Source organism: Nocardiopsis changdeensis (genome assembly GCF_018316655.1).
GTDB lineage: Bacteria > Actinomycetota > Actinomycetes > Streptosporangiales > Streptosporangiaceae > Nocardiopsis > Nocardiopsis changdeensis.
In genome coordinates, this window is record NZ_CP074133.1 from 1,279,731 (window position 1) to 1,299,642 (window position 19,912).

Below are 19,912 nucleotides of genomic sequence, written 5' to 3' on the forward strand. Positions count from 1 at the left end.
TGGGCCTGTTCGGTGTGCCCACCGCTCTTCCCGCGCACCCTCGCCCTCCGTGTTCGCTCCACCCCGGAGGGTGTCGGGCGCGCCGGGTCCCGGACACCCCGCGGAAGGAGAGCGCGTGGTCTTCTCGAAGGCCCACCACCGAGGCCTGCCCACGGTCACCGCGAACCCCGCCCCGGTCCCGGCGGCCGCCGAGGAGGACCCCGTCGACCTCGGCCCCCGGCTCGACGGCGTCCGCCTGGTCATGATCAACTGGCGCGACCCCTGGCAGAGCGCGGCCGGCGGCGCCGAGGAGTACGCCTGGCGGATCAGCCGCCACCTGGCCGAACGCGGTGCCATCGTCACCTTCCTCACCAGCCGCGAGCCCCACCAGGCCCGCGTGGAGACCAGGGACGGGATCGTCATCCGCCGCATGGGCGGCCGCTTCACCGTCTACCCGCGCGTGATGGCCTGGCTCGCCCTGTGGCGCCGCGAGTACCAGCTCGCCTTCGACTGCATGAACGGCATCCCCTTCCTGTCCCGCCTCGTGCTGCGCCGCCGCACCAGGGTGGTCAGCATCGTCCACCACGTCCACGACCTCCAGTTCAACGCCTACTTCTCGGCGCCGCTGGCGTGGTTCGGCCGGTTCGTCGAGTCGACCGTCGCCTCGTGGGTCTACCGCGACTGCACCACCGTCACGGTCTCGGAGTCCTCCCGCCGCGCCCTGCGCGAGAAGCTGGGCTGGCGCGCGCCCGTCGAGATCATCCACAACGGGGGCGTGCAGGGCCCCCTCAAGCCCCTGGACGACGCCCCCGACGACATGGGCGACCCGGCGATCGTCAGCCTCGGCCGCCTGGTGGTGCAGAAGCGCGTCTCCCAGGTCGCCGACCTGGCCCGCGCCCTGGAGGGGGAGCACCCCCGGCTGCGGGTCCACATCGTCGGCCGCGGCCCCGAGGGCGAGCACCTGGCCGAGCAGATCTCCCGGGACGGCACGGCCGACCGGGTCCGCCTCCACGGGTTCCTGCCGGAGGAGGACAAGAACAGCGTCCTGGCCTCCAGCCACCTGCACGTCACCGCCTCGGAGTTCGAGGGGTGGGGCCTGACCGTCATCGAGGCGGCGCGCCTGGGCGTGCCCACCGTGGCCTACGATGTGGACGGACTGCGCGATTCGGTCCGAGACGGCGAAACCGGATGGCTGGTGCGCGAGGGCGAGGAACTGGCCGATGTCGTCTCCCGGGCCTTGAAGGAGCTGTCCGACCCCCACCGCAGAGCAGCCGTCCGCCGGGCCTGCCGGGCCTGGGCCGACCGCTTCACCTGGGAGGCCAGCGGCGCGCGGATGACCCGCCTGGTCGCCCGCGAACTCGATCTCCCCGGCGGCGCGGACGCCCCCGACACGACCTCAGGCAGGAAAGCAGAGAAGTGACTTCGGCGGAATCCACCGCCAGGCGCGAACCGGAGGATTCCAGGACACCGTCCCCCGTCTCCGGGGGAGTGGACGAGAAGCTGCTGCGGCGGCTCAAGGTCCTCGCGGTGTGCCTTCTCCTGGGCGCGCTGGCGGCCAGCATCGACCCCGGCCGGATCGTCAGCGACACCAAGCTGGACCTGACGGTCAACCCCCTGGGGTTCATGGAGCGCGCCCTGCACCTGTGGGACGCCTCCTACTTCGGGCAGATCCAGAACCAGGCCTACGGGTACTTCTTCCCGAACGGGCCGTTCCACCTGCTGCTGGAGTGGCTCGGCATGCCCGAGTGGCTCGTCCAGCGCTCGTGGATGGCGGTGCTGCTGGTGGCCGCGTTCCTGGGCGTGTACAAGGTCGCCGGAGCGCTGGACATCGGCACCGTCAACACCCGCATCCTGGCCGGCGTCGCCTACGCGCTGGCACCCCGGGTGCTGACGCTGCTGTCGTACAACTCCGCCGAGCTGCAGCCGATGCTGCTCATGCCGTGGGTGCTGCTGCCGCTGGTCCTGGGCGCCCGGCGCGGGTACCCGCCGGCCCGGATGGCGCTGCTGTCGGGGGCGGCGTTCCTGCTGTGCGGCGGCACCAACGCCGCCTCCGAGCTGGCCGTCCTCATCGTCCCCGGCCTGTACCTGCTCACCCGCTCCCGCGGCCCGCGCAAGCGGCGGATGATCTTCTGGTGGTCGGTGGCGCTGGTCGCCGCCACGTTCTGGTACGTCGCCCCGCTGCTGCTGATGTCGCGGTACGTGTACTCGTTCATGCCCTACACCGAGGACGCCGCCGTCACCACCGGCATCACCTCGCTGCTCAACGCGCTGCGCGGCACCTCCAACTGGATGGGCTTCCTGCCCGACCAGGGCAACACGGCCCTGCCCTCGGGCGCGGCCCTGTCCCTCACCCCCTGGCTGATCGCGGTCACCGCGCTGGTCGCCGGGCTGGGCCTGGCCGGGCTCGTCAACCGGCGCACCCCCGAGCGCTTCTTCCTGGTCACCACCCTGCTCACCGGCACGGCGATCGTCGTCGCCGGCTACACCGGCGACCTCACCGGGCCGTTCGCCGGGACCATGCGCGAGCTCCTGGACGGCGCGCTGGCCCCCTTCCGCAACGTCCACAAGTTCGACGCGCTCATCCGGCTGCCGGTGGTGCTGGGGCTGGCGCACCTGCCCGTGGTGGTCGCCCGCGACCGGGCCGACCGGCGCGGCGAGTCCGTCTCGGGCCGGGTGCGGCGCACCGTGGCCGCCGTGTGCGCGACCGCGTTCCTGGTCACCCTCGTCCCCATCGCCACCGTCGGCGTGGCCCCGGCGGGCGGGTTCGTCGCCCTCCCCGGGTACTGGCGCGAGGCGGTGGACTGGCTCAACGACCGCTCCGACGAGCGCGGCATGACGATGGCGCTGCCCGGCTCGGGGCGCGGGGAGTACGAGTGGGGCCGCCCCCTGGACGAGCCCCTGCAACCCCTCCTGGAGGGGGCCTGGACCAACCACCAGATCATCCCGTGGGGCTCGGCGGGGGTCTCCCGGCTCACCCACGAGATCGACCAGCGGGTGTCCTCCGGGCGCGGCTCGGCGGGACTCTCCGCCACCCTGGCCCGGATGGGCGTCACCCACCTGCTGGTCCGCAACGACCTCCAGCGCGTGGACAACCACGGCGGCTGGCCGGCCCGCGTCCACCAGGCGCTCGAAGCCTCGCCCGGCATCACGCCGGTGGCCGAGTTCGGGGCGCCCATGGGCTCCCTGGACCACCACTCCGCCTCGCAGTGGTTCGACCAGCCCTACCCGGCGCTGACGATCTACGAGGTGGAGGGCGCCGCCCCGACGGTGGGCGTGGTGCCCGCCGACGAGGCCGTCCGCGTCACCGGCGGCCCCGAGTCACTGCTGTACCTGGCCGAGCAGGGGCTGATCACCGACGACCGGCCGGTGCTGCTGGGCGACGACCCCGGCGCCGAGCAGGTGTCCGCGGAGGACACCATCGTCACCGACACCGCCCGCCGCCGTGAGGTCGTCTACCCCGACGTGCGCCGCAACGTGTCGGCCACCCTCACCGAGGACGAGGAGCTCGAACGCGACGTCCCCGCCCCCGACATCGCCGACCCGGCCTGGGAGGACTACACCGCCCACGCCGAGGACATCGGGATCGCGTCGGTGCGCGCCTCCTCCTCCGAGGCGGGGGCGGGCGCCCGCGCCGCCGACCGCGACCCCGGGCACGGGCCGCAGGCCGCGCTCGACGACGACCTCACCACCTCGTGGCGGTCCAGCGCGTTCACCGGCGCCCTGGGCGAGTGGATCGAGGTCGAGTTCGAGGAGCCCCAGGACCTCACCGGCCTGACGGTCGCGTTCGAGCAGTTCGCGAACGACCCGCCGCCCTCCCGGATCAGCGTCGTCACCGACACCGGCGAGGTGGACGTGCCGGTCTCCCAGACCGGCGACCCCCAGGAGGTCATGGTCCCGCCCGGGGCCACCACCACCCTGCGGCTCCGGGTGGAGGAGCTGGCCTGGGAGCCCGAGTACCGGTTCGGCACCCGGGTGGGCGTCACCTCCATCTCCGTGCCCGGCCTGGAGCCCGCCCGCACCCTGCGCGTGCCCGGCCCGGCCGACGCCGGGACCCTGCTGTTCACCGGTTCCACCGGCACCGCACCCGGGTGCATGGAGGGCTCCCACGTGTGGGTGTGCAACAGCGGCCTCCAGGTGCAGGGCGAGGACGCCCGCCGGCTGGACCGCACCTTCGGGTTGTCGGCGGCCGCGGCCGCCGCCCCGCACTCGGTGTCCGGCGAGGTCGTCCTCACCGACCCGCGCGAGGCCGAGAACGCGGCCAACCGCGCCGGGACGTACCCGTACGTCACCGCCTCCTCCACCGCAGTGCAGCACCCGGCGGCGATGGGCCGCGGCGCCCTGGACGACGACGGCAGCACCGTCTGGTACCCCGACCCCGAGGAGAAGCGCCCCTGGCTCGACATCGAGCTGGGCCGGCCGGTCGAGCTGAGCCACCTCACGGTGGACTTCCCGCGCGCCGACAGCGTGCTGCGCCCCATCAAGGTCACGGTCGAGGGCGGCGGCACCGTGCGCGAGGGGTGGCTGGACGGCAGCGGCCGGGTCGACTTCGCGCCGTTCACCGCCGACGCGGTGCGGATCACGTTCGAGCGCCCCGAGGGCCAGGCGCTGGAGATCGGCACCATCGCCCTGCCGGGCGTGGACCCGGTCGACCCGGTCCCCGACGGGGACGCGTCCACCGCCTGCGGCCTGGGCCCCACCCTGCGGGTCAACGGGCAGCGGGTGGAGACGCGGATCAGCGAGGGCACCCTGGCCGACCAGCTCACCGGCCGCCCGCTGCGCTACGAGAGCTGCACCGCCCTGGACCTGGTGGAGGGCGAGAACCGCATCGTCGTCGACCCCGGCAACCGGTACGAGGTCCGCTCCGCAGTGGTGGGCTCGGGGGAGTCGGTGGCCGAGCGCCCCGAGGTCTCCCTGACCGCCCCCGCGACCGTGCACGAGTGGGGTCCGGGGGAGCGCCGCTTCGACGTCGAGGCCGTGGACACCGACTCCTTCCTCGTCGTCAACGAGAACTACAACGAGGGCTGGCAGGCGCGCCTGGAGGGCGGGGAGGTGCTGGAGCCGGTCCGCCTGGAGGGGTGGAAGCAGGGCTGGCTGCTGCCGGCGGGCAGCGCGGGCACCGTGACCCTGACCTACACCCCCGACGCCGCCTACCACCGGGCCCTGATCGCGGGCGGTGTCCTGGCCGCCCTGCTGGTGGTCGCCGCCCTGTGGCCGCGCCGCCTGCTGCCGGGCGGCCGCGCCGGGGCCGCCGGGGCCCTGCGCGGAGCGCGCGCGCTGCCCGCGGCCGGGGCGGCCTGGCCGTCGCGGTGGTTCGTGCTCCCGCTGGGCCTGGCGTACGGGGTCTGGGTCGCCGGGGCGGTCGGCGCCGCCCTGGTCGGCGCCATCCTGCTGTGCATGTGGTGGCTGGGCCGCCGCGCGCCCGCCCGGCTCCGGCACGCCAAGCCGGGGAGCCCGTCCATGGGCGGGCGGCTCCTGCCCCGCCTGGCCGGACCGTGGCCGGTGGCGGTGTCGCTGGGACTGGCGGGCCTGGCGATGGCGGTGGGCACCCACCTGGCGGTCCACATGCCGTTCCACGACATCACCGACGTGGTGGGCCAGCCCTTGCGCGGCTGGGTCGCCCAGCTGCTGTGCCTGCCCGCCCTGGCCCGCCTGGTCCTGGCCCTGGGGCAGCGCCCCGACCCGTCCCGGGCCGACGCCCACCCGCGCGGGACGGGTGGCGCCCGCGGCGCGTCCGGCCCGCCGGGCCCGGGCCGGTCCCCGGACCGGCCCCGGGGCCGATCGTGGAACGGTGACGGCCCCGGCCCCGCCCCGGAGGCCGGCGGCCGGGAGAGCGACCACGAGGAGGCCCGCACATGAGCGCGGACGACACCGCGGGGCGGCGCGCCCTGCCCCGGGGCACGGTCCCGGCGGCGGTCGGCGCCTTCCTGCTGACCCTGGCCGCGATGCTGCCGCTGTACGTGTACGACCGGGTGGCGGTGCTGCCCGCCCAGGGCCGGTTCGAGATGACGATGGTCGCCGACGGCGCCGGGTACCTGGACACGTCCCGGTGGGCGTGGGTGGACGGGGTGCGGATCGTCCGCAACACGTCCGTCAGCGCCCAGGCCCACGGCCCGGACTGGTCGGCCTGGGAGATGTCGGTGGACACCGTCGCCGAGGGCGCGATGATCGACCACTGGAGCCGCCGGGCCATCGTCGACCGGGACACCGGCCGCGCCGTCAACTGCTGCGGCGAGCACGTGAACGGCGACCGGGCGGTCCGCCAGGCAGGGCTGGTGTTCTCCTGGCCCCCCGGGGTGGGGGAGGCCGACCACCCTTTCTACGACGCCGAGGTGCGGGCCGCGCCCGTCATGGAGTTCCAGGGGACCGACGAGGTCGCCGGGCTGACCGTGCGCCGCTACACCCAGGAGATCCCCGCGACCCAGGTGCCCGAGTCGGCCCGCGAGGTCCCCGCGTGGCTGTTCACCCCCGGCGCGGAGGGCACGGTCACCGCCGGCCGCTGGCTGGAGCTCACGCGCACCTACTGGGTGGAGCCGGTGTCCGGCACGGTCGTCAACGCCCACGAGGCGCGGCTGGAGACGCTGCGCCCGCAGAACGCCTCCGGCGAGGCGCACCTGCTCTACGCGGAACTGGGCCTGCGGGAGAACCAGATCGCGGGCCGCGCCGAGCAGGCCCGGGTGCGCTCCCTGCTGCTGCGCTCCCTGGACTCGTGGGCGCCCTGGGCCCTGGGCCCGGCCGGCGGCCTGCTGCTGGTCGCCGGGGGCGCGATCGCCCTGCGCGACCGCTCCCGGGACGCGGGCCGCGACGGCCGCGGGGGCGCGGAGGGGGCGGGAGCGCCCGCGGATTCGGATGTCACGGATGGGAAGCGGGTGCCGTCGGCGTAGGATCGGACGCATGTGCGGTCGTTATGCCCAGTCCAGGAACGTGCAGCAGCTCCGGCTCGACTTCGGCCTCCCGGAGGAGTCCCTGCCCGGCGAGGACGTGGACACCCGCGCCTGGCCGCCGCTGGAGGAGCTGGAGCCGGACTACAACATCTCGCCCGGCCGCCCGGTGTACGCCGTCCTCGGCCCGCCCCCGCAGGGCGGGGAGGAGGCCGAGCCCGGGCCGCGCTCCCTGCACACCCTGCGCTGGGGGCTGATCCCCTCCTGGGCCAAGGACCGCAACATCGGCTACCGGATGATCAACGCGCGCAGCGAGACCGTCGCCGACAAGCCCGCGTTCCGCACGGCGTTCCGGCGCCGCCGCTGCCTGCTGCCCGCCGACGCCTACTACGAGTGGCAGCTCGTCGGCAGGGACGGCACGGTCCAGGCCAGCACCTCGCCCGCCACCGACCCCGACCACAAGAAGCGCAAGGCCAAGGCGGACAAGAAGCCCTACTCCGTCCACTACCCCGGCGGCGGCGAGCCGCTGGCGATGGCCGGGATCTTCGAGCGCTGGCGCGACCCCGAGGCCCCCGAGGAGGACCCGGCGGGCTGGGTGTGGAGCTGCGCCGTCATCACCACCGAGGCCGCCCCCGCGCTCGCGCACATCCACGAGCGGATGCCCGTCATCGTGCCCCGGCAGGACTGGGCGGCGTGGCTGGACCCGGGCACCGGGCCCGACGAGCTGATGCACATCATGGCCGACACCCCGGCGGACCGGCTCGTCGCGGACGAGGTGTCCACCGACGTCAACACCATCAAGAACAACCGCCCCGACCTGCTCACGCCGCTGGCGGCCGGGTCGGGGCCGGAGCCGGACACCCTCTTCTGACCCCCGGGGTCCGCCTCCGGGGCTCTCTGCACCCCTGGACGGGACCGGGGTGTCCCTGTGTACAGTGTCCGGGGCCGCCCGTGAACGCGGGCGCGCCCGGGCACGGTCCGACCGTGCCCCACAACGGGATAACGCAACGCGGGAGCTCGCGCCATGGCGGGCTGAGAGGGCGGCTCAACGGTGTCGCCGACCGCAGAACCTGTTCGGGTAATTCCGACGTAGGGAGGCATGCCATGACGGCTTCGCAGAGCCGTGACACCGGTCCCACCACCGGGGAGCACCGGGTGACCACTGGTCCCATCATGGGATCATCCAAGGTCTACCGGGACATCGAGACCCCCGAGGGCTTCACCCTCCGGATCCCCGGGCGCCGGGTGGGACTCACCGACGGCGGCCATTTCGACCTGTACGACACCTCCGGCCCCTACACCGACGACACCGCACACATCGACGTCCGCGCCGGGCTGCCCGCCCTGCGCGGGGAGTGGATCCGCTCCCGCACCCCCGTCAACGGGGCCGACACCCAGCTCGCCCACGCCAAGGCCGGGACCATCACCCCCGAGATGAGGTTCGTGGCCGAGCGCGAGGGCCTGGACCCCGAGTTCGTCCGTTCCGAGGTGGCGGTGGGCCGGGCGGTCATCCCCGCCAACCGCCGCCACCCCGAGTCCGAGCCGATGGTCATCGGTAAGAACTTCCTGGTCAAGATCAACGCCAACATCGGCAACTCGGCCGTCACCTCCTCGGTGGAGGAGGAGGTCGAGAAGATGGTGTGGGCCACCCGCTGGGGCGCCGACACGATCATGGACCTGTCCACCGGCAAGCGCATCCACGAGACCCGCGAGCGCATCCTGCGCAACTCGCCCGTGCCGGTCGGCACCGTCCCCATCTACCAGGCGCTGGAGAAGGTCGACGGGGACCCGGCCCGGCTGTCCTGGGAGGTCTACCGCGACACGGTGATCGAGCAGTGCGAGCAGGGCGTGGACTACATGACCGTGCACGCGGGCGTCCTGCTGCGGTACGTGCCGCTCACCGCCCGCCGGGTCACCGGCATCGTCTCGCGCGGCGGCTCCATCATGGCCGCCTGGTGCCTGGCCCACCACCGGGAGAGCTTCCTGTACACCCACTTCGAGGAGCTGTGCGAGATCCTCCGGGAGTACGACGTCACGTTCTCGCTCGGCGACGGGCTGCGGCCCGGCTCCATCGCCGACGCCAACGACGAGGCCCAGTTCGCGGAGCTGCGCACCCTGGGCGAGCTCACCCACATCGCCCGCGCCCACGACGTGCAGGTGATGATCGAGGGCCCCGGGCACGTGCCCATGCACAGGATCGCGGAGAACGTGCGGCTGGAGGAGGAGCTGTGCGGTGAGGCGCCGTTCTACACCCTCGGCCCCCTGACCACCGACATCGCGCCGGGCTACGACCACATCACCTCGGCGATCGGCGCCGCCCAGATCGGGTGGTACGGCACCGCGATGCTCTGCTACGTCACCCCCAAGGAGCACCTGGGGCTGCCGGACCGCGACGACGTCAAGACCGGCGTCATCACCTACAAGCTCGCCGCCCACGCCGCCGACCTGGCCAAGGGGCACCCGCGGGCGCAGGAGTGGGACGACGAGCTGTCCAGGGCGCGGTTCGAGTTCCGGTGGAAGGACCAGTTCCACCTGTCGCTGGACCCGGAGACGGCGACGGCGTACCACGACGAGACGCTGCCCGCCGAGCCGGCCAAGACCGCGCACTTCTGCTCCATGTGCGGGCCCAAGTTCTGCTCGATGAAGATCACGCAGGACGTGCGCCGCTACGCGGCGGAGAACGGGCTGGACACGGTCGAGGCCATCCAGCGGGGGATGGCCGACAAGTCCGCCGAGTTCGGGGAGCAGGGCGGGCGGGTGTACCTGCCCCTCACCGAACGGTCCGGGTGACCCCGGGGCCCTGACGGCCCGGACGCGCACCGGGCGTCCCTGAACGGGCCGGCGGCACCGCCGCCGGCCCCCTCCCCGCTCGGCGCGGCCGTGCCGCCGACGGCCCTCGAGGGTCGGAGCCTTCGGTGCTGCGTCCAGGTCCTCGTCGACCGCCGGCCCCGACGGACGGCCCACGCCGCGCTTTCCCGTGGACGCCTCCTCCGGGCCTCTTCCCTTGGGCGCCTCCTCCGGGCCCCCGGAGCCCCCACGGCCCAGGGGAGCGTTCGGGGAGCGGGCGCCAGGGCGTGTTCGGCGGGTCGTTCCGGGTCGCGGCCGCGAGACCGCCTCTCGCCGCGCCGACCCTCCTGTGAGAGATCGCCCCGCGACCGCTCCCGGCATCCGGCGCGAGCGCCGGAACGCTCGGGAGCGTTCGGGGAGCGGGCGCTAGAGGGGCTTGCGGGCCGCGGCGACGAGGTGGACGCCGACGTAGTCGTCGGACTCGGTGGCGCGCAGCTCCATCTCGACCAGCCGGTTCATCGAACGCGGGTCGCGGGCCAGCATCATCTCCACCGTGGACGCCGACAGCACCGTGCGGGGCTTGATCCACTCCAGTTCCAGGCCCGCCTCGGTGAGGGTGTCGGTGAGCTGCTCGGCGGTGAAGCAGCGGGTGATGGACCCGTCGGGCCAGGGCACCAGCAGGACGTCGGCGCTGGGCGCGTGGCTCAGCTCGGGCCAGCAGTCCTGCTCGGCGAGCAGGGCCATGCCCAGCACCACCGAGTCGACGCACAGCAGGACCCGGCCGCCGGGCCGCAGCACCCGGGCGATCTCGGCCACCGACTCCTCGGTGGCCAGCTGCCGGGACAGCACCCGGTTGTCGGCGATCACCCCGTCGAAGCTCTCGGCGGCCAGGAAGCGCGGGAACGCCGCGTCCCCCACGATCTGGCGCAGCCGCCCGCGGCGGGCCGGGCGGGGCACCGCGGCGCGTCCGTTGACCAGGCGCAGCGGCCTGCGCACCGCAGAGTCCGCGGAGGGCAGCAGGGCGACCACGTCGTGTCCCGCGGCGACGGCGCGCGGAGTCCCCTGGTAGTCCGGGCTGGACAGGTCCAGCAGCCGGGAGGGGGCCTCCGGGAGCCAGCGGGCGATCTGCGCCTCGGCGACGGCCCAGTAGAACCGCCAGTAGTCGGAGAGCCGGTCGGGGGTGGCGAACTGGGCCGCCGGTGACCGGGGGCGGTCGGAGGCCGGAGTCGAGGACGGTCGCACGTGCACTCCTCTCCCATCCTTCAAAGGGTCTTACCCGCACTCTGCCATGCCTCACCTCCCCTGACGCGTCCGATCGGCGAAGTTCCGCGAGGAGGGGACCTTCGACCCGTGTCCGGACCGGAATCAGCGGGCGGCGGCCGTTGTTGTGACCGAACACCGCGACCGGGGAGGGCCCCGGTCCCACCGCCACCAGGGATTTTCCGAGGAGGACCGCCAGACCATGCCGATCGCCGGTGCTTGCCTCGAACGCGAGGAGGCGTTGTCCACGCCACGTGGTGCCGATGCGCGGCCCCGTGCCGGGGAACCGTATCTTGGAGGTACGGATTTCCCAGCCGGGACCAGTGCGAGGAGGCCGACGGGCTTGGATCAGGGCCAGGAGACAGCCGAGGAGCGGGAAGAGCGCTTCGAGAGGGATGTGCTTCCCTTTCTCGACCAGCTCTACTCCGCGGCGCTGCGCATGACCCGCAACCCCGCCGACGCGGAGGATCTCGTACAGGAGACCTTCGCCAAGGCGTTCGGTTCGTTCCACCAGTTCAAGGAGGGGACGAATCTCAAGGCGTGGCTGTACCGCATCCTCACCAACACCTTCATCAACTCCTACCGCAAGAAGCAGCGCGAGCCGAAGCAGGCCGGCACCGAGGACGTCGAGGACTGGCAGCTGGCGCAGGCCGCCTCGCACACGGCGGCGGGCCTGAAGTCCGCCGAGGCCGAGGCCCTGGAGCACCTCCCCGACAGCGACGTCAAGCGGGCGCTGCAGGAGCTGCCCGAGGACTTCCGGATCGCGGTCTACCTCGCCGACGTCGAGGGCTTCGCCTACAAGGAGGTGGCCGAGATCATGGGGACGCCGATCGGAACGGTCATGTCCAGGCTGCACCGGGGGCGCCGCCAGCTCCGGTCCCTCCTGGAGGAGTACGCGGTCGACCGCGGCTTCCTCCCCGCGGTGCGCGCCACGGCCGGCGCAGCCGCCTCTGGATCGTCCGCGGGCGGGCGGGGTCAGGACGGGTCGGATCGAGGAGATCGGCGATGAGCGGCCAGGGTCGTCACGGGGACACCCCGTGCAGCGAGGTGCTCGACAAGCTCTACACGTACATCGACGGGGAGCTGGAAGAGAACAACTGCGAGCAGATCAGGCGGCACCTGGACGGGTGCGAGCCCTGCCTGGAGGAGTACGGGCTCGACGAGGCGGTGAAGAAGCTCGTCGCCAAGCACTGCGGGTGCGACCCGGTCCCGCTGGACCTGCGGGACAAGGTCCTGGGCCGGCTCGCCCGGGCCCGGGACGAGCAGGCGGCCCGCGAGGCGGCGGGGCCCGGAACGTTCGCCTGAGCCGCGCACGGACGCGGTTCCCGCACGGACCCGGTTCTTTTTTCGGAAGTCCGGAACACCCCTGGGCGGAAGCTGGAATGCCAGCTTCCGCCTTTTTGGTGTCTTGCGGGTTTTCTGGGATCTTGTCATATGATGCGGCCTTGATGTGGTTTTGCGCTATTTCTTGGGAATGCGTGTTCGGATTCCCCTATGGTGTGGGGGTTTTTGGTCATCGGACTTTCCGGGTGACGCCTTCGTCCTCTCCTGCGACACGCCCGACCCCCTTCGGTCGACCCGGCCTGTGATCGACTCGGAATGATTTTTCCTGCGAGTGCGGGGAGTGCCCGCGTGCGATCACTTTGTGTAGTCGGAGCTGATGGTCTTGCGGGGGGCTGCCAGGCAAGGGGGCTCGGGTTCCGGTCTTCCGCGATCACGGCGCCGAGGGTGATGGTCACTCAGGGTAGTCGTCTGTGATTGCTAATTGAATTAGTAATTCCATACTCCGGAACTTCGCATCCCCTTCGGAGTCCGTGGCGCCGATGGTTCGGGTTGTGGGGAATCCGGGTGCCTTCGGGGCCCGTTAAACTGGACGCCATATCCAACGAATGGGGTAATTTACGCGGCGTGCCCGGGGAAAGGCGGCATGCCGTTCAGGGGAGAGGGGATGACGATGTTCATGGCTCTGCTTCACACCGCCGCCGCGGCGATCTTGGCCGCTTCCTCCTTCACGGGATGGTCCTGGTGGTAGAACAGAACCGGTGAAACCATGACAGTCCGGTCGTCGCTGGTGGGAGGTGAACGAGGGTGCGGGCTCTTCCCGGGGGCGCGCGTGTCTACATCGGGATCATCGTTGTCAGTGCTGTCGCCATCCTGCTCATCGGGCCCTATTCGGGCATAGATCTGCAGACGCTCATCATGGTGGCGCTGCTGTTCGTGGTCGCCGAGTCGATCAGTACGAGTGTCGGGTCGGGCGGCAAGGCGGGGATGTCGCCGAGCTCGGCGGTCTCGCTGGCCGCGGTCGTCCTCGTCGGTCCCGTCGGGGCGGCGCTGGTCGGTTTCGCCTCATGCTTCGCGGTCCGGAGACTGGCCGCGGTCAAACGCGCCTTCAACGGGGCGCAGTTCGCACTGGCGGCGTTCGCGGCCGGACATGTCTACCTGCTGTGCGGCGGCGTGGTGGGAGGACTCGGCGAGGCGGACTTCCCGGCCGTGGTCCTCCCCTACGTCGCCGCGGTCCTGACGCACTCCGCCGTCAACTCGCTACTGGTCGGGATCCTGTTCTGGACGCTCGGCCAGGCGCGCCCGCGCGGGCGCGGCCGCTTCAACTGGCGGCCCCTGGTGGCGGTCGAGCTGTCCTCGATGGGCTACCAGATGCTCGGCCTGGCCATCGCGGCGGTCTGGGACGGCGTGGGGATCGTCGCACCGCTGCTGGTCCTGCTGCCGCTGTTCATCGCCCGCTGGGCGTTCGCGCAGCAGGCCGACGAGGCCAAGGCGCACGAGGCCACCCTGGCCACGCTCTGCCAGGCCGTGGAGACCAAGGACTACTACACGCGCGGCCACTGCATGCGCGTCGCCGAGGGCTCGGCCATGATCGCCCGCGAACTGGGGATGTCGGCCGAACGGGTGCAGAAGATCCGCTACGCGGGGATGCTCCACGACATCGGCAAGCTCGGCGTGCCCACGAAGGTGCTGCAGAAGACCGGCAAGCTCACCGACGAGGAGTACGCCGCCATCAAGCTGCACCCCACCCGCGGCTACGAGATCGTCCGGGAGATCGGCTTTCTGGACGAGGCGCTGGCCGGGATCCGGCACCACCACGAGCGCCTCGACGGCCGCGGCTACCCGATGGGGCTGGTGGGGATGGAGATCCCCGAGTCCGCCCGCATCATCAGCGTCGCCGACGTCTTCGACTGCCTCACCTCCACGCGCTCCTACCGCAAGGCGTGGTCGGTGGAGGACGCCATCGTCGAACTGCGCGCCTGCGCGGGCACCCAGTTCGACCCGCGCATGGTGGAGGCCCTGGTCCGCGCGGTGGAGCGCGAGGGCTGGGAGACGCCCGACATCGCCGAGCCGCCGGGCGGCTGCTACGGCTCGGCCGCGGCGGAGGCCGCCTCCGCGGAGGACGGGGCGGCCGGCGGGACCGGACCGGGCACCGCGCCCGCGGCGCCGGCGGCCGTGCCCGCCGAACAGGGGACGGCGCCCGTCGAGGGCGCGGCCCCCACGACGGCGCTGCCCACGGGCACCGCGACGGGCGGTCGGGACCGGTGATGACACAACGGCAGACGGAGGGGCCGCCCCCCGGGCGGCCGACGGGCCCCGAGGGCGGCGCGCTCGGCCACCGGCGCCGGAGCGGGCCGGTCTGGAGGACCTCCCGCCCGGTGCGGGCCCTGCTGGTGGCGGTGGTGGGCTCGGTCTCGCTGGTCTCCCTGGTGTGGACCTCGGCCACCGGGTTCGTCGAACCCTATGTGGCCCTGTGCTTCTGCCTGGTCATCGCCGTCGGCGAGCTGGTGCGGATCACCCTGCCCGGGCACCGGGAGGTCGCGCCGATCGCCTCGGCGGGGGCGGTCGGGTACGCCTTCCTGCTGAACCTGGGGCAGGGGCCCTCGGACCACTCGCCCCTCCAGGTGGTGGCGGTGGTCGCCTGCGGTGTGGCGGTGGGCGAGCTGCCGCACGTCGCGGTGGGCCGCACCCCGCGGGTGGAGGACGTCGCCCGCCGGGTGCTCTCCGCCGGACTGCTGGCCGTCGGCTTTCGGCCCATCGCCGAGCAGTTGGGGCTGTCGGGGCCCTCGGTGGCGGCGACGCTGCTCATGTTCACCCTGGTACTGACCGTGTGGACGGTGGACGCCCTGCTGGCCGCGGTGCTGCGCGCCGAGCGGCTGCGCACCCGGCTGCGGGTCGCGGCGGGCGACGAGATGCGCGCCCAGTTCGCCTCGGGCATGGCCATCGGCTCCAGCGGTGTGCTCATCGCGCTGTCCTGCACCGTCACCGGCCTGGCCGGGCTGCTGGTGTTCAGTGCCCCGCTGCTGGTGGCCCAGGTGGCCTTCCGCAGGCACGCCGAGGTGCGCCGCACCTACCTGGAGACCGTGCGCGCGCTGTCGCGGGTGACCGAGGTCGGCGGGTACGTGGAGAACGGGCACTCGCGCCGGGTCAGCCACCTGTCGCACCTGGTCGGCTGCGAGCTGGGCCTGGCCGAGGCCGAGCTGCTGGAGCTGGAGTACGCGGCGCTGATGCACGACATCGGCCAGCTGTCGCTGCGCGAGCCCATCGCGGGCGGGGCGACCGTGCTGGCCTCGCCCCGCGAGCAGCGGCGCATCGCCGAACTGGGCGCGGGGATCATCCGGGAGACCGGGGTGCTGGACTCGGTCGCCGAGGTGGTGCGCCGCCAGTGCGAGCCGGTCGCCGGTGACGACGACGAGGGCGTGCCGCCGCTGGGCAGCCGGATCATCAAGGTCGCCAACGCCTTCGACGACCTGGTGGGCGAGAACGGCGACGCCGAGCGCCGGGAGGCGGTGCTGGACCGGCTGCGCATGGACGCGGGCACCGAGTACGACCCGCGGGTGGTGGAGGCCCTGGCCACCGTCCTGGACCGCGGGTAGCCGCGCGGTGCGGGACCCGGGCGCGGTCCGGGTCCCGCACGCCGCGCTCGTACGGAGGGGGCGCGGGGAGGCACCGCGCGGGGAGAGGGGCCGTCGGCCGGGGTGTCAGTCGGTCGGGGGGCGCAGGCGCGTGACGAACTTGTAGCGGTCGCCCCGGTACAGCGAGCGCACCCACTCCACCGGGTGCCCGTCCCGGTCGAAGCTGTGCTGGCAGTGCAGCACCAGCGGCAGGCCCACGTCCACGCCGAGCAGCCGGGCCTCGTTGGGGGTCGCCAGCACGGTCTCGATGGACGCCTCCGCCTCGGCCAGCGAGACGTCGTAGGCGCTCGCCAGCGCCTCGTACAGCGAGGCGTAGCGGTCCAGCTGCCGGCGCAGGCCGGGGAAGCGCCGGGCCGCCAGGTGTGCGGTCTCCACGGCCATCGGCTCGCCGTTGGCCAGCCGGAGCCGCTCGATGCGCAGCACCCGGCCGCCGGAGCGGATCGCCAGCAGCTCGGCGAGCTGGTCGTCGGCGTTGATGTAGCTCACGTCGAGGATGCGGGTGGCCGGGTGCAGGCCGTGCGAGCGCATCTCCTGGGTGTAGCTGGTCAGCTGGAGCACCTGGGCGACCTTGGGCTTGGCCACGAACGTGCCCTTGCCCTGGATGCGCAGCAGCCGCCCCTCCACGACCATCTCGGTGAGGGCCTGGCGCACCGTGGTGCGCGAGGTCCCGAACTGGGTGGCCAGGGCCCGCTCCGGGGGCACCGGGTTGCCCGCCGGCATCGCCTCGATCAGTTCCAGGAGCTGCTTCTTCACCTGGTAGTACTTCGGCACCCGGGGGTTGCCGTCCAGTGTGCCCTGACCGGTCATCACTCTCCTCGTGCGTTCGGCCGCGCCCGAATTGGTGTGGACCACTGGTCGAGCGCGTACCTCTTGAGTATGCACTCCTCCATGGGATGATTTGTGAGTGCCTCACCTCAGTGATCTCATCAGGCGACACACGTCGCTCAAGCAGGCCGATCTCGAATGGATCCACTCCCTCGTCTCCGATTGGCAGCTGCTGGCCGACCTCTCCTTCGCAGACCTGGTGCTGTGGGTGCGGTTGCGCGAGGACGACGGCTGGGTGGCCATCGCGCAGATGCGCCCCACCACCGGTCCCACCGCGTTCCAGGACGATCTGGTGGAGACCGTCCTCTACGACGATATGACGGACGTCACATCGCGTACCGCGCCCCGGGTCGTGGGCCGCAGGGCCCTCATCGACCGCGCCTGGAGCGAGGGCCGTATCTGCCGCGACGGCGACCCGGACTGGTCGGGCGGGGTCCCGGTGCGCGAGGAGACCATTCCGGTGCGGCGGGAGGGCAACCTCATCGCCGTCATCCAGCGCAGTACCAACCTCAGCTCCGCCCGCACCCCCAGCCGCCTGGAGCTCACCTACCTCCAGAGCGCCGGCGACCTGGCGCAGATGATCGCCGAGGGCGTGTTCCCCTTCATCGACCAGGGCCCGCTCATGGTGCGCTCGCCGCGCGTCGGGGACGGCCTGCTGCGCCTGGACCAGAACGGCGAGGTCGTCTACGCCAGCCCCAACGCCCTGTCGGCCTACCGGCGGCTGGGGCTCACCGCCGACCTGGTGGGCGCGCGCCTGGACCGCATCACCCTGGAGCTGGCGGCGCCGGGGGAGGCCCGCGACGAGAACCTCACCTACACGGCGGGCGGCCGGGCGCCCCAGGAGGCGGAGGTGGAGGCGCGCGGGGTCACCGTGCAGCTGCGCGCGATCCCGCTCATCATCGACCGGGTGCGCATCGGCGCCCTGGTGATGGTCCGCGACGTCACCGACCTGCGCCGCCGCGAGCGCGAGCTGATGACCAAGGACGCCACCATCCGCGAGATCCACCACCGGGTCAAGAACAACCTCCAGACGGTGGCGGCCCTGCTGCGGCTCCAGGCGCGGAGGCTCGACGTGCCCGAGGCGCGGGCGGCCCTGGACGAGGCGGTGGGCCGGGTCGGCTCCATCGCGATCGTCCACGAGATGCTGTCGCACACCCCCGACGAGGTCGTGGACTTCGACGACATCGCCGACCGGGTCATCCAGATGGCGGCGGAGGTCTCCTCCACGTCCGCCGGCAGCACCGTGGTGCCGCGCCGGGTGGGCGGGTTCGGCCTGCTCAACGCGCTGGTGGCCACACCGCTGTCGATGGTGCTGGCGGAGCTGGTGCAGAACGCCGTGGAACACGGGCTGGGCCAGGGGCCCGGGTCGATCGAGGTGCGGGTGCTCCGGTTCGAGGGCGGGCCGGGGTACACGGGCGCGGGAAGCCTGGAACTGGCCGTGTCCGACGACGGCGGGGGGCTGCCGGAGGACTTCGACCTGGAGGGCACCACGAGCCTGGGACTGCAGATCGTGCGGACCCTCATCGTGGGGGAGCTCGGGGGGACCCTGGCCATCAGGCCCAAGGAGGGCGGCGGGACCGAGGTGGCGATCACCCTGCCGCTGGACCGGGAGGAGGCGTCACTGCCCTGACCGGCGGGAGCCGTGCCGGGCGGAGGCCGGAAAGGGGCGCGGGCGTCCCCGCTGCGCCGGGCGGGGACCGGGGCCGCCTCCGGCCGTTGGCCGGGGGGCGGTGCGGGCGCCGGGGATCAGCCGCGTACCATCGAACGGTGGGAGATGCCCCGCCGCTTCTTGATCAGGCGGCGCTCGTCCTCGCTGGTCCCTCCCCAGACACCGCCGTCCTGGCCGCTCTCCAGAGCCCAGTTCAGGCAGGCGGAGCTGACGGGACAGCGGTGGCACACGGCCTTGGCCTCTTCGATCTGCATCAGGGCCGGGCCGAAATTGCCGATGGGGAAGAAGAGTTCGGGGTCTTCGTCACGGCAGGCTGCGTCATGGCGCCAGTCCATGCGGTCCACTCCTCATGTCGAGGTCCGGGGGCTTGTGAAGATTTTCACGAACACTGCACGGCGGGCGCCCGATGGATGGGTCCCATCGGTGGAGTCCGGCCCCGGGTTCACCCCGCGGCCACGTGGGAAGCGCCCCAATTAACTCGCCCGTAACTCGCGGCGATATGTCGAGCGTGGCAGGCCCGTCCCCGGCGTGCAAGAGCTCTCGGGGTCAAAGGTCCCGTAAGGGCATGTCGCATGCGTCACAGTGCCGTTGAATGGCGACGGAGCCGACAATTAACAGACGATTCGTAATGCCTTCGGTACGGAATGGAAGTTGACCTCTTCCCGCTCTCCGAGGTACTCGCCGTCGATTTGGAACGCCCGCGGATGGGATGACGTGATCCGCAGAGACTCCTGATCGTGCCAGGTCAGATAGCCGTCGCCGCGGGCGGCGAGCCCTTTGGGGAAGAACATCTGCGAAAGGATCCACCCCGTGAGCGGGTGCCCGGCCTGGGTGAGCGCGAATGCGTCCAGCCCCAGCTCGAAACGGGAGGAGGGCGTGGGCTGGAGCGGCAGCGCACCCGCGTAAGTCCACGGAGTGGTGTTCGTGACGAGGGCGAAATAGACGTCCTTCGCCCCGCCGTCGCCGGTCTGTACCGCCAGTGAGGGATCGCGGATATCGCCGCCGAAGAACAGCTTGACCGCGACCTCCGCGTACAGCGCCGGGGTCGCCTTGCGCCCGTTCGACCTCTCGTGCTCCACCCGCTGGACCACGTCCGCGTCCCAGCCGAACCCGGCGCAGAAGGTGAAGTAGCGGTCGTCCCGGTCGCTGGTGATCCGCCCCAGGTTGATCTCGCGCTCCCGGCCCGCCCGCAGCGCCTCCAGGATCGCCCCCGTGGCCTCCACGGGGTCGCCGGACACCCCCAGCGCGCGGATGAAGACGTTGGCGCTGCCGCCGGGGATCACCGCGTAGCGCGGCCGCTTCAGCTCCGGGGGAGTGGCCAGCAGGCCGTTGACGACCTCGTTGACGGTGCCGTCCCCGCCCAGGCTCAGCACCAGTTCGTACCCGGCCCCGGCAGCGCCGCGGGCCAGCTCGACCGCGTGGTCGCGGTACTCGGTCTCGGCGACGGTGACGTCCAGCTCCGACGCCAGGGCGCCCAGGATCACCTCGCGGGTCCGCGACGTGGTCGTGGTCGCCTGGGGGTTCACGATGAAAAGGGCGCGCACACGGCCAGTGTAGGGCCATACGGGGCGCGTGCCGCGGTCCGGGAGCGCCGCGCC

Annotated in this window: 14 protein-coding genes; 10 read left to right on the forward strand and 4 right to left on the reverse strand. The window is 72.6% G+C overall.

Annotated elements, in window-relative coordinates; translation table 11 throughout:
• Positions 1 to 115 precede the first annotated feature (115 nt).
• The 5 genes from KGD84_RS06010 to thiC all read left to right on the forward strand — a co-directional run bounded on the left by KGD84_RS06010 (position 116) and on the right by thiC (position 9,647).
• The gene (locus KGD84_RS06010; protein WP_220565107.1) at positions 116 to 1,399 is read left to right on the forward strand and encodes a glycosyltransferase family 4 protein; all 1,284 of its coding nucleotides are present in this window, start codon (positions 116 to 118) and stop codon (positions 1,397 to 1,399) included.
• Positions 1,396 to 5,835: an alpha-(1->3)-arabinofuranosyltransferase gene (locus KGD84_RS06015; protein ID WP_220565108.1), complete on the forward strand. Its 4,440-nt coding sequence runs from the start codon at positions 1,396 to 1,398 to the stop codon at positions 5,833 to 5,835. Before KGD84_RS06010 ends, KGD84_RS06015 begins: the two co-directional genes overlap by 4 nt.
• A complete protein-coding gene (gene pgfA, locus KGD84_RS06020) occupies positions 5,832 to 6,860 on the forward strand; it encodes a cell envelope lipid trafficking protein PgfA (protein ID WP_220565110.1) in 1,029 nt (342 codons plus the stop codon). Before KGD84_RS06015 ends, pgfA begins: the two co-directional genes overlap by 4 nt.
• Before the next feature lie 10 nt (positions 6,861 to 6,870).
• Entirely contained in the window at positions 6,871 to 7,728 is an 858-nt protein-coding gene (locus KGD84_RS06025; protein ID WP_220565111.1) for an SOS response-associated peptidase, read from the forward strand.
• Positions 7,729 to 7,961: 233 nt separating this feature from the next.
• Positions 7,962 to 9,647, forward strand: a complete 1,686-nt coding sequence (gene thiC, locus KGD84_RS06030; protein WP_220565113.1) for a phosphomethylpyrimidine synthase ThiC — start codon at positions 7,962 to 7,964, stop codon at positions 9,645 to 9,647.
• Positions 9,648 to 10,070: 423 nt separating this feature from the next.
• Here thiC and KGD84_RS06035 read toward each other — a convergent pair whose 3' ends face one another.
• On the reverse strand, positions 10,071 to 10,892 hold the full coding sequence (locus KGD84_RS06035; RefSeq protein ID WP_220565115.1) for a class I SAM-dependent methyltransferase: 822 nt from the start codon (positions 10,890 to 10,892) through the stop codon (positions 10,071 to 10,073).
• A 355-nt stretch (positions 10,893 to 11,247) separates the two neighbouring features.
• Here KGD84_RS06035 and KGD84_RS06040 point away from each other — a divergent pair, with 355 nt between their 5' ends.
• From KGD84_RS06040 to KGD84_RS06055, 4 genes are all read left to right on the forward strand, one after another.
• Positions 11,248 to 11,913, forward strand: a complete 666-nt coding sequence (locus KGD84_RS06040; RefSeq protein WP_220565116.1) for a sigma-70 family RNA polymerase sigma factor — start codon at positions 11,248 to 11,250, stop codon at positions 11,911 to 11,913.
• Entirely contained in the window at positions 11,910 to 12,209 is a 300-nt protein-coding gene (gene rsrA / locus KGD84_RS06045) for a mycothiol system anti-sigma-R factor (RefSeq protein WP_220565117.1), read from the forward strand. Before KGD84_RS06040 ends, rsrA begins: the two co-directional genes overlap by 4 nt.
• Before the next feature lie 849 nt (positions 12,210 to 13,058).
• On the forward strand, positions 13,059 to 14,453 hold the full coding sequence (locus KGD84_RS06050) for an HD-GYP domain-containing protein (protein ID WP_220565564.1): 1,395 nt from the start codon (positions 13,059 to 13,061) through the stop codon (positions 14,451 to 14,453).
• Positions 14,453 to 15,781, forward strand: a complete 1,329-nt coding sequence (locus KGD84_RS06055) for an HD-GYP domain-containing protein (protein WP_220565118.1) — start codon at positions 14,453 to 14,455, stop codon at positions 15,779 to 15,781. The genes KGD84_RS06050 and KGD84_RS06055 overlap by 1 nt, the downstream gene beginning before the upstream one ends.
• Positions 15,782 to 15,886: 105 nt before the next feature.
• Here KGD84_RS06055 and KGD84_RS06060 read toward each other — a convergent pair whose 3' ends face one another.
• Positions 15,887 to 16,627: a GntR family transcriptional regulator gene (locus tag KGD84_RS06060; protein WP_073378335.1), complete on the reverse strand. Its 741-nt coding sequence runs from the start codon at positions 16,625 to 16,627 to the stop codon at positions 15,887 to 15,889.
• Positions 16,628 to 16,724: 97 nt separating this feature from the next.
• On the opposite strand from KGD84_RS06060, the gene KGD84_RS06065 reads away from it, so the two are divergent.
• Positions 16,725 to 18,275, forward strand: a complete 1,551-nt coding sequence (locus KGD84_RS06065; protein ID WP_220565120.1) for a sensor histidine kinase — start codon at positions 16,725 to 16,727, stop codon at positions 18,273 to 18,275.
• A 116-nt stretch (positions 18,276 to 18,391) separates the two neighbouring features.
• Here KGD84_RS06065 and KGD84_RS06070 read toward each other — a convergent pair whose 3' ends face one another.
• Together KGD84_RS06070 and KGD84_RS06075 are read right to left on the reverse strand one after the other, a co-directional pair.
• The gene (locus KGD84_RS06070) at positions 18,392 to 18,649 is read right to left on the reverse strand and encodes a WhiB family transcriptional regulator (RefSeq protein ID WP_220565121.1); all 258 of its coding nucleotides are present in this window, start codon (positions 18,647 to 18,649) and stop codon (positions 18,392 to 18,394) included.
• Between the two features lie 276 nt (positions 18,650 to 18,925).
• A complete protein-coding gene (locus tag KGD84_RS06075) occupies positions 18,926 to 19,858 on the reverse strand; it encodes a diacylglycerol/lipid kinase family protein (RefSeq protein ID WP_220565123.1) in 933 nt (310 codons plus the stop codon).
• Positions 19,859 to 19,912: the final 54 nt, after the last annotated feature.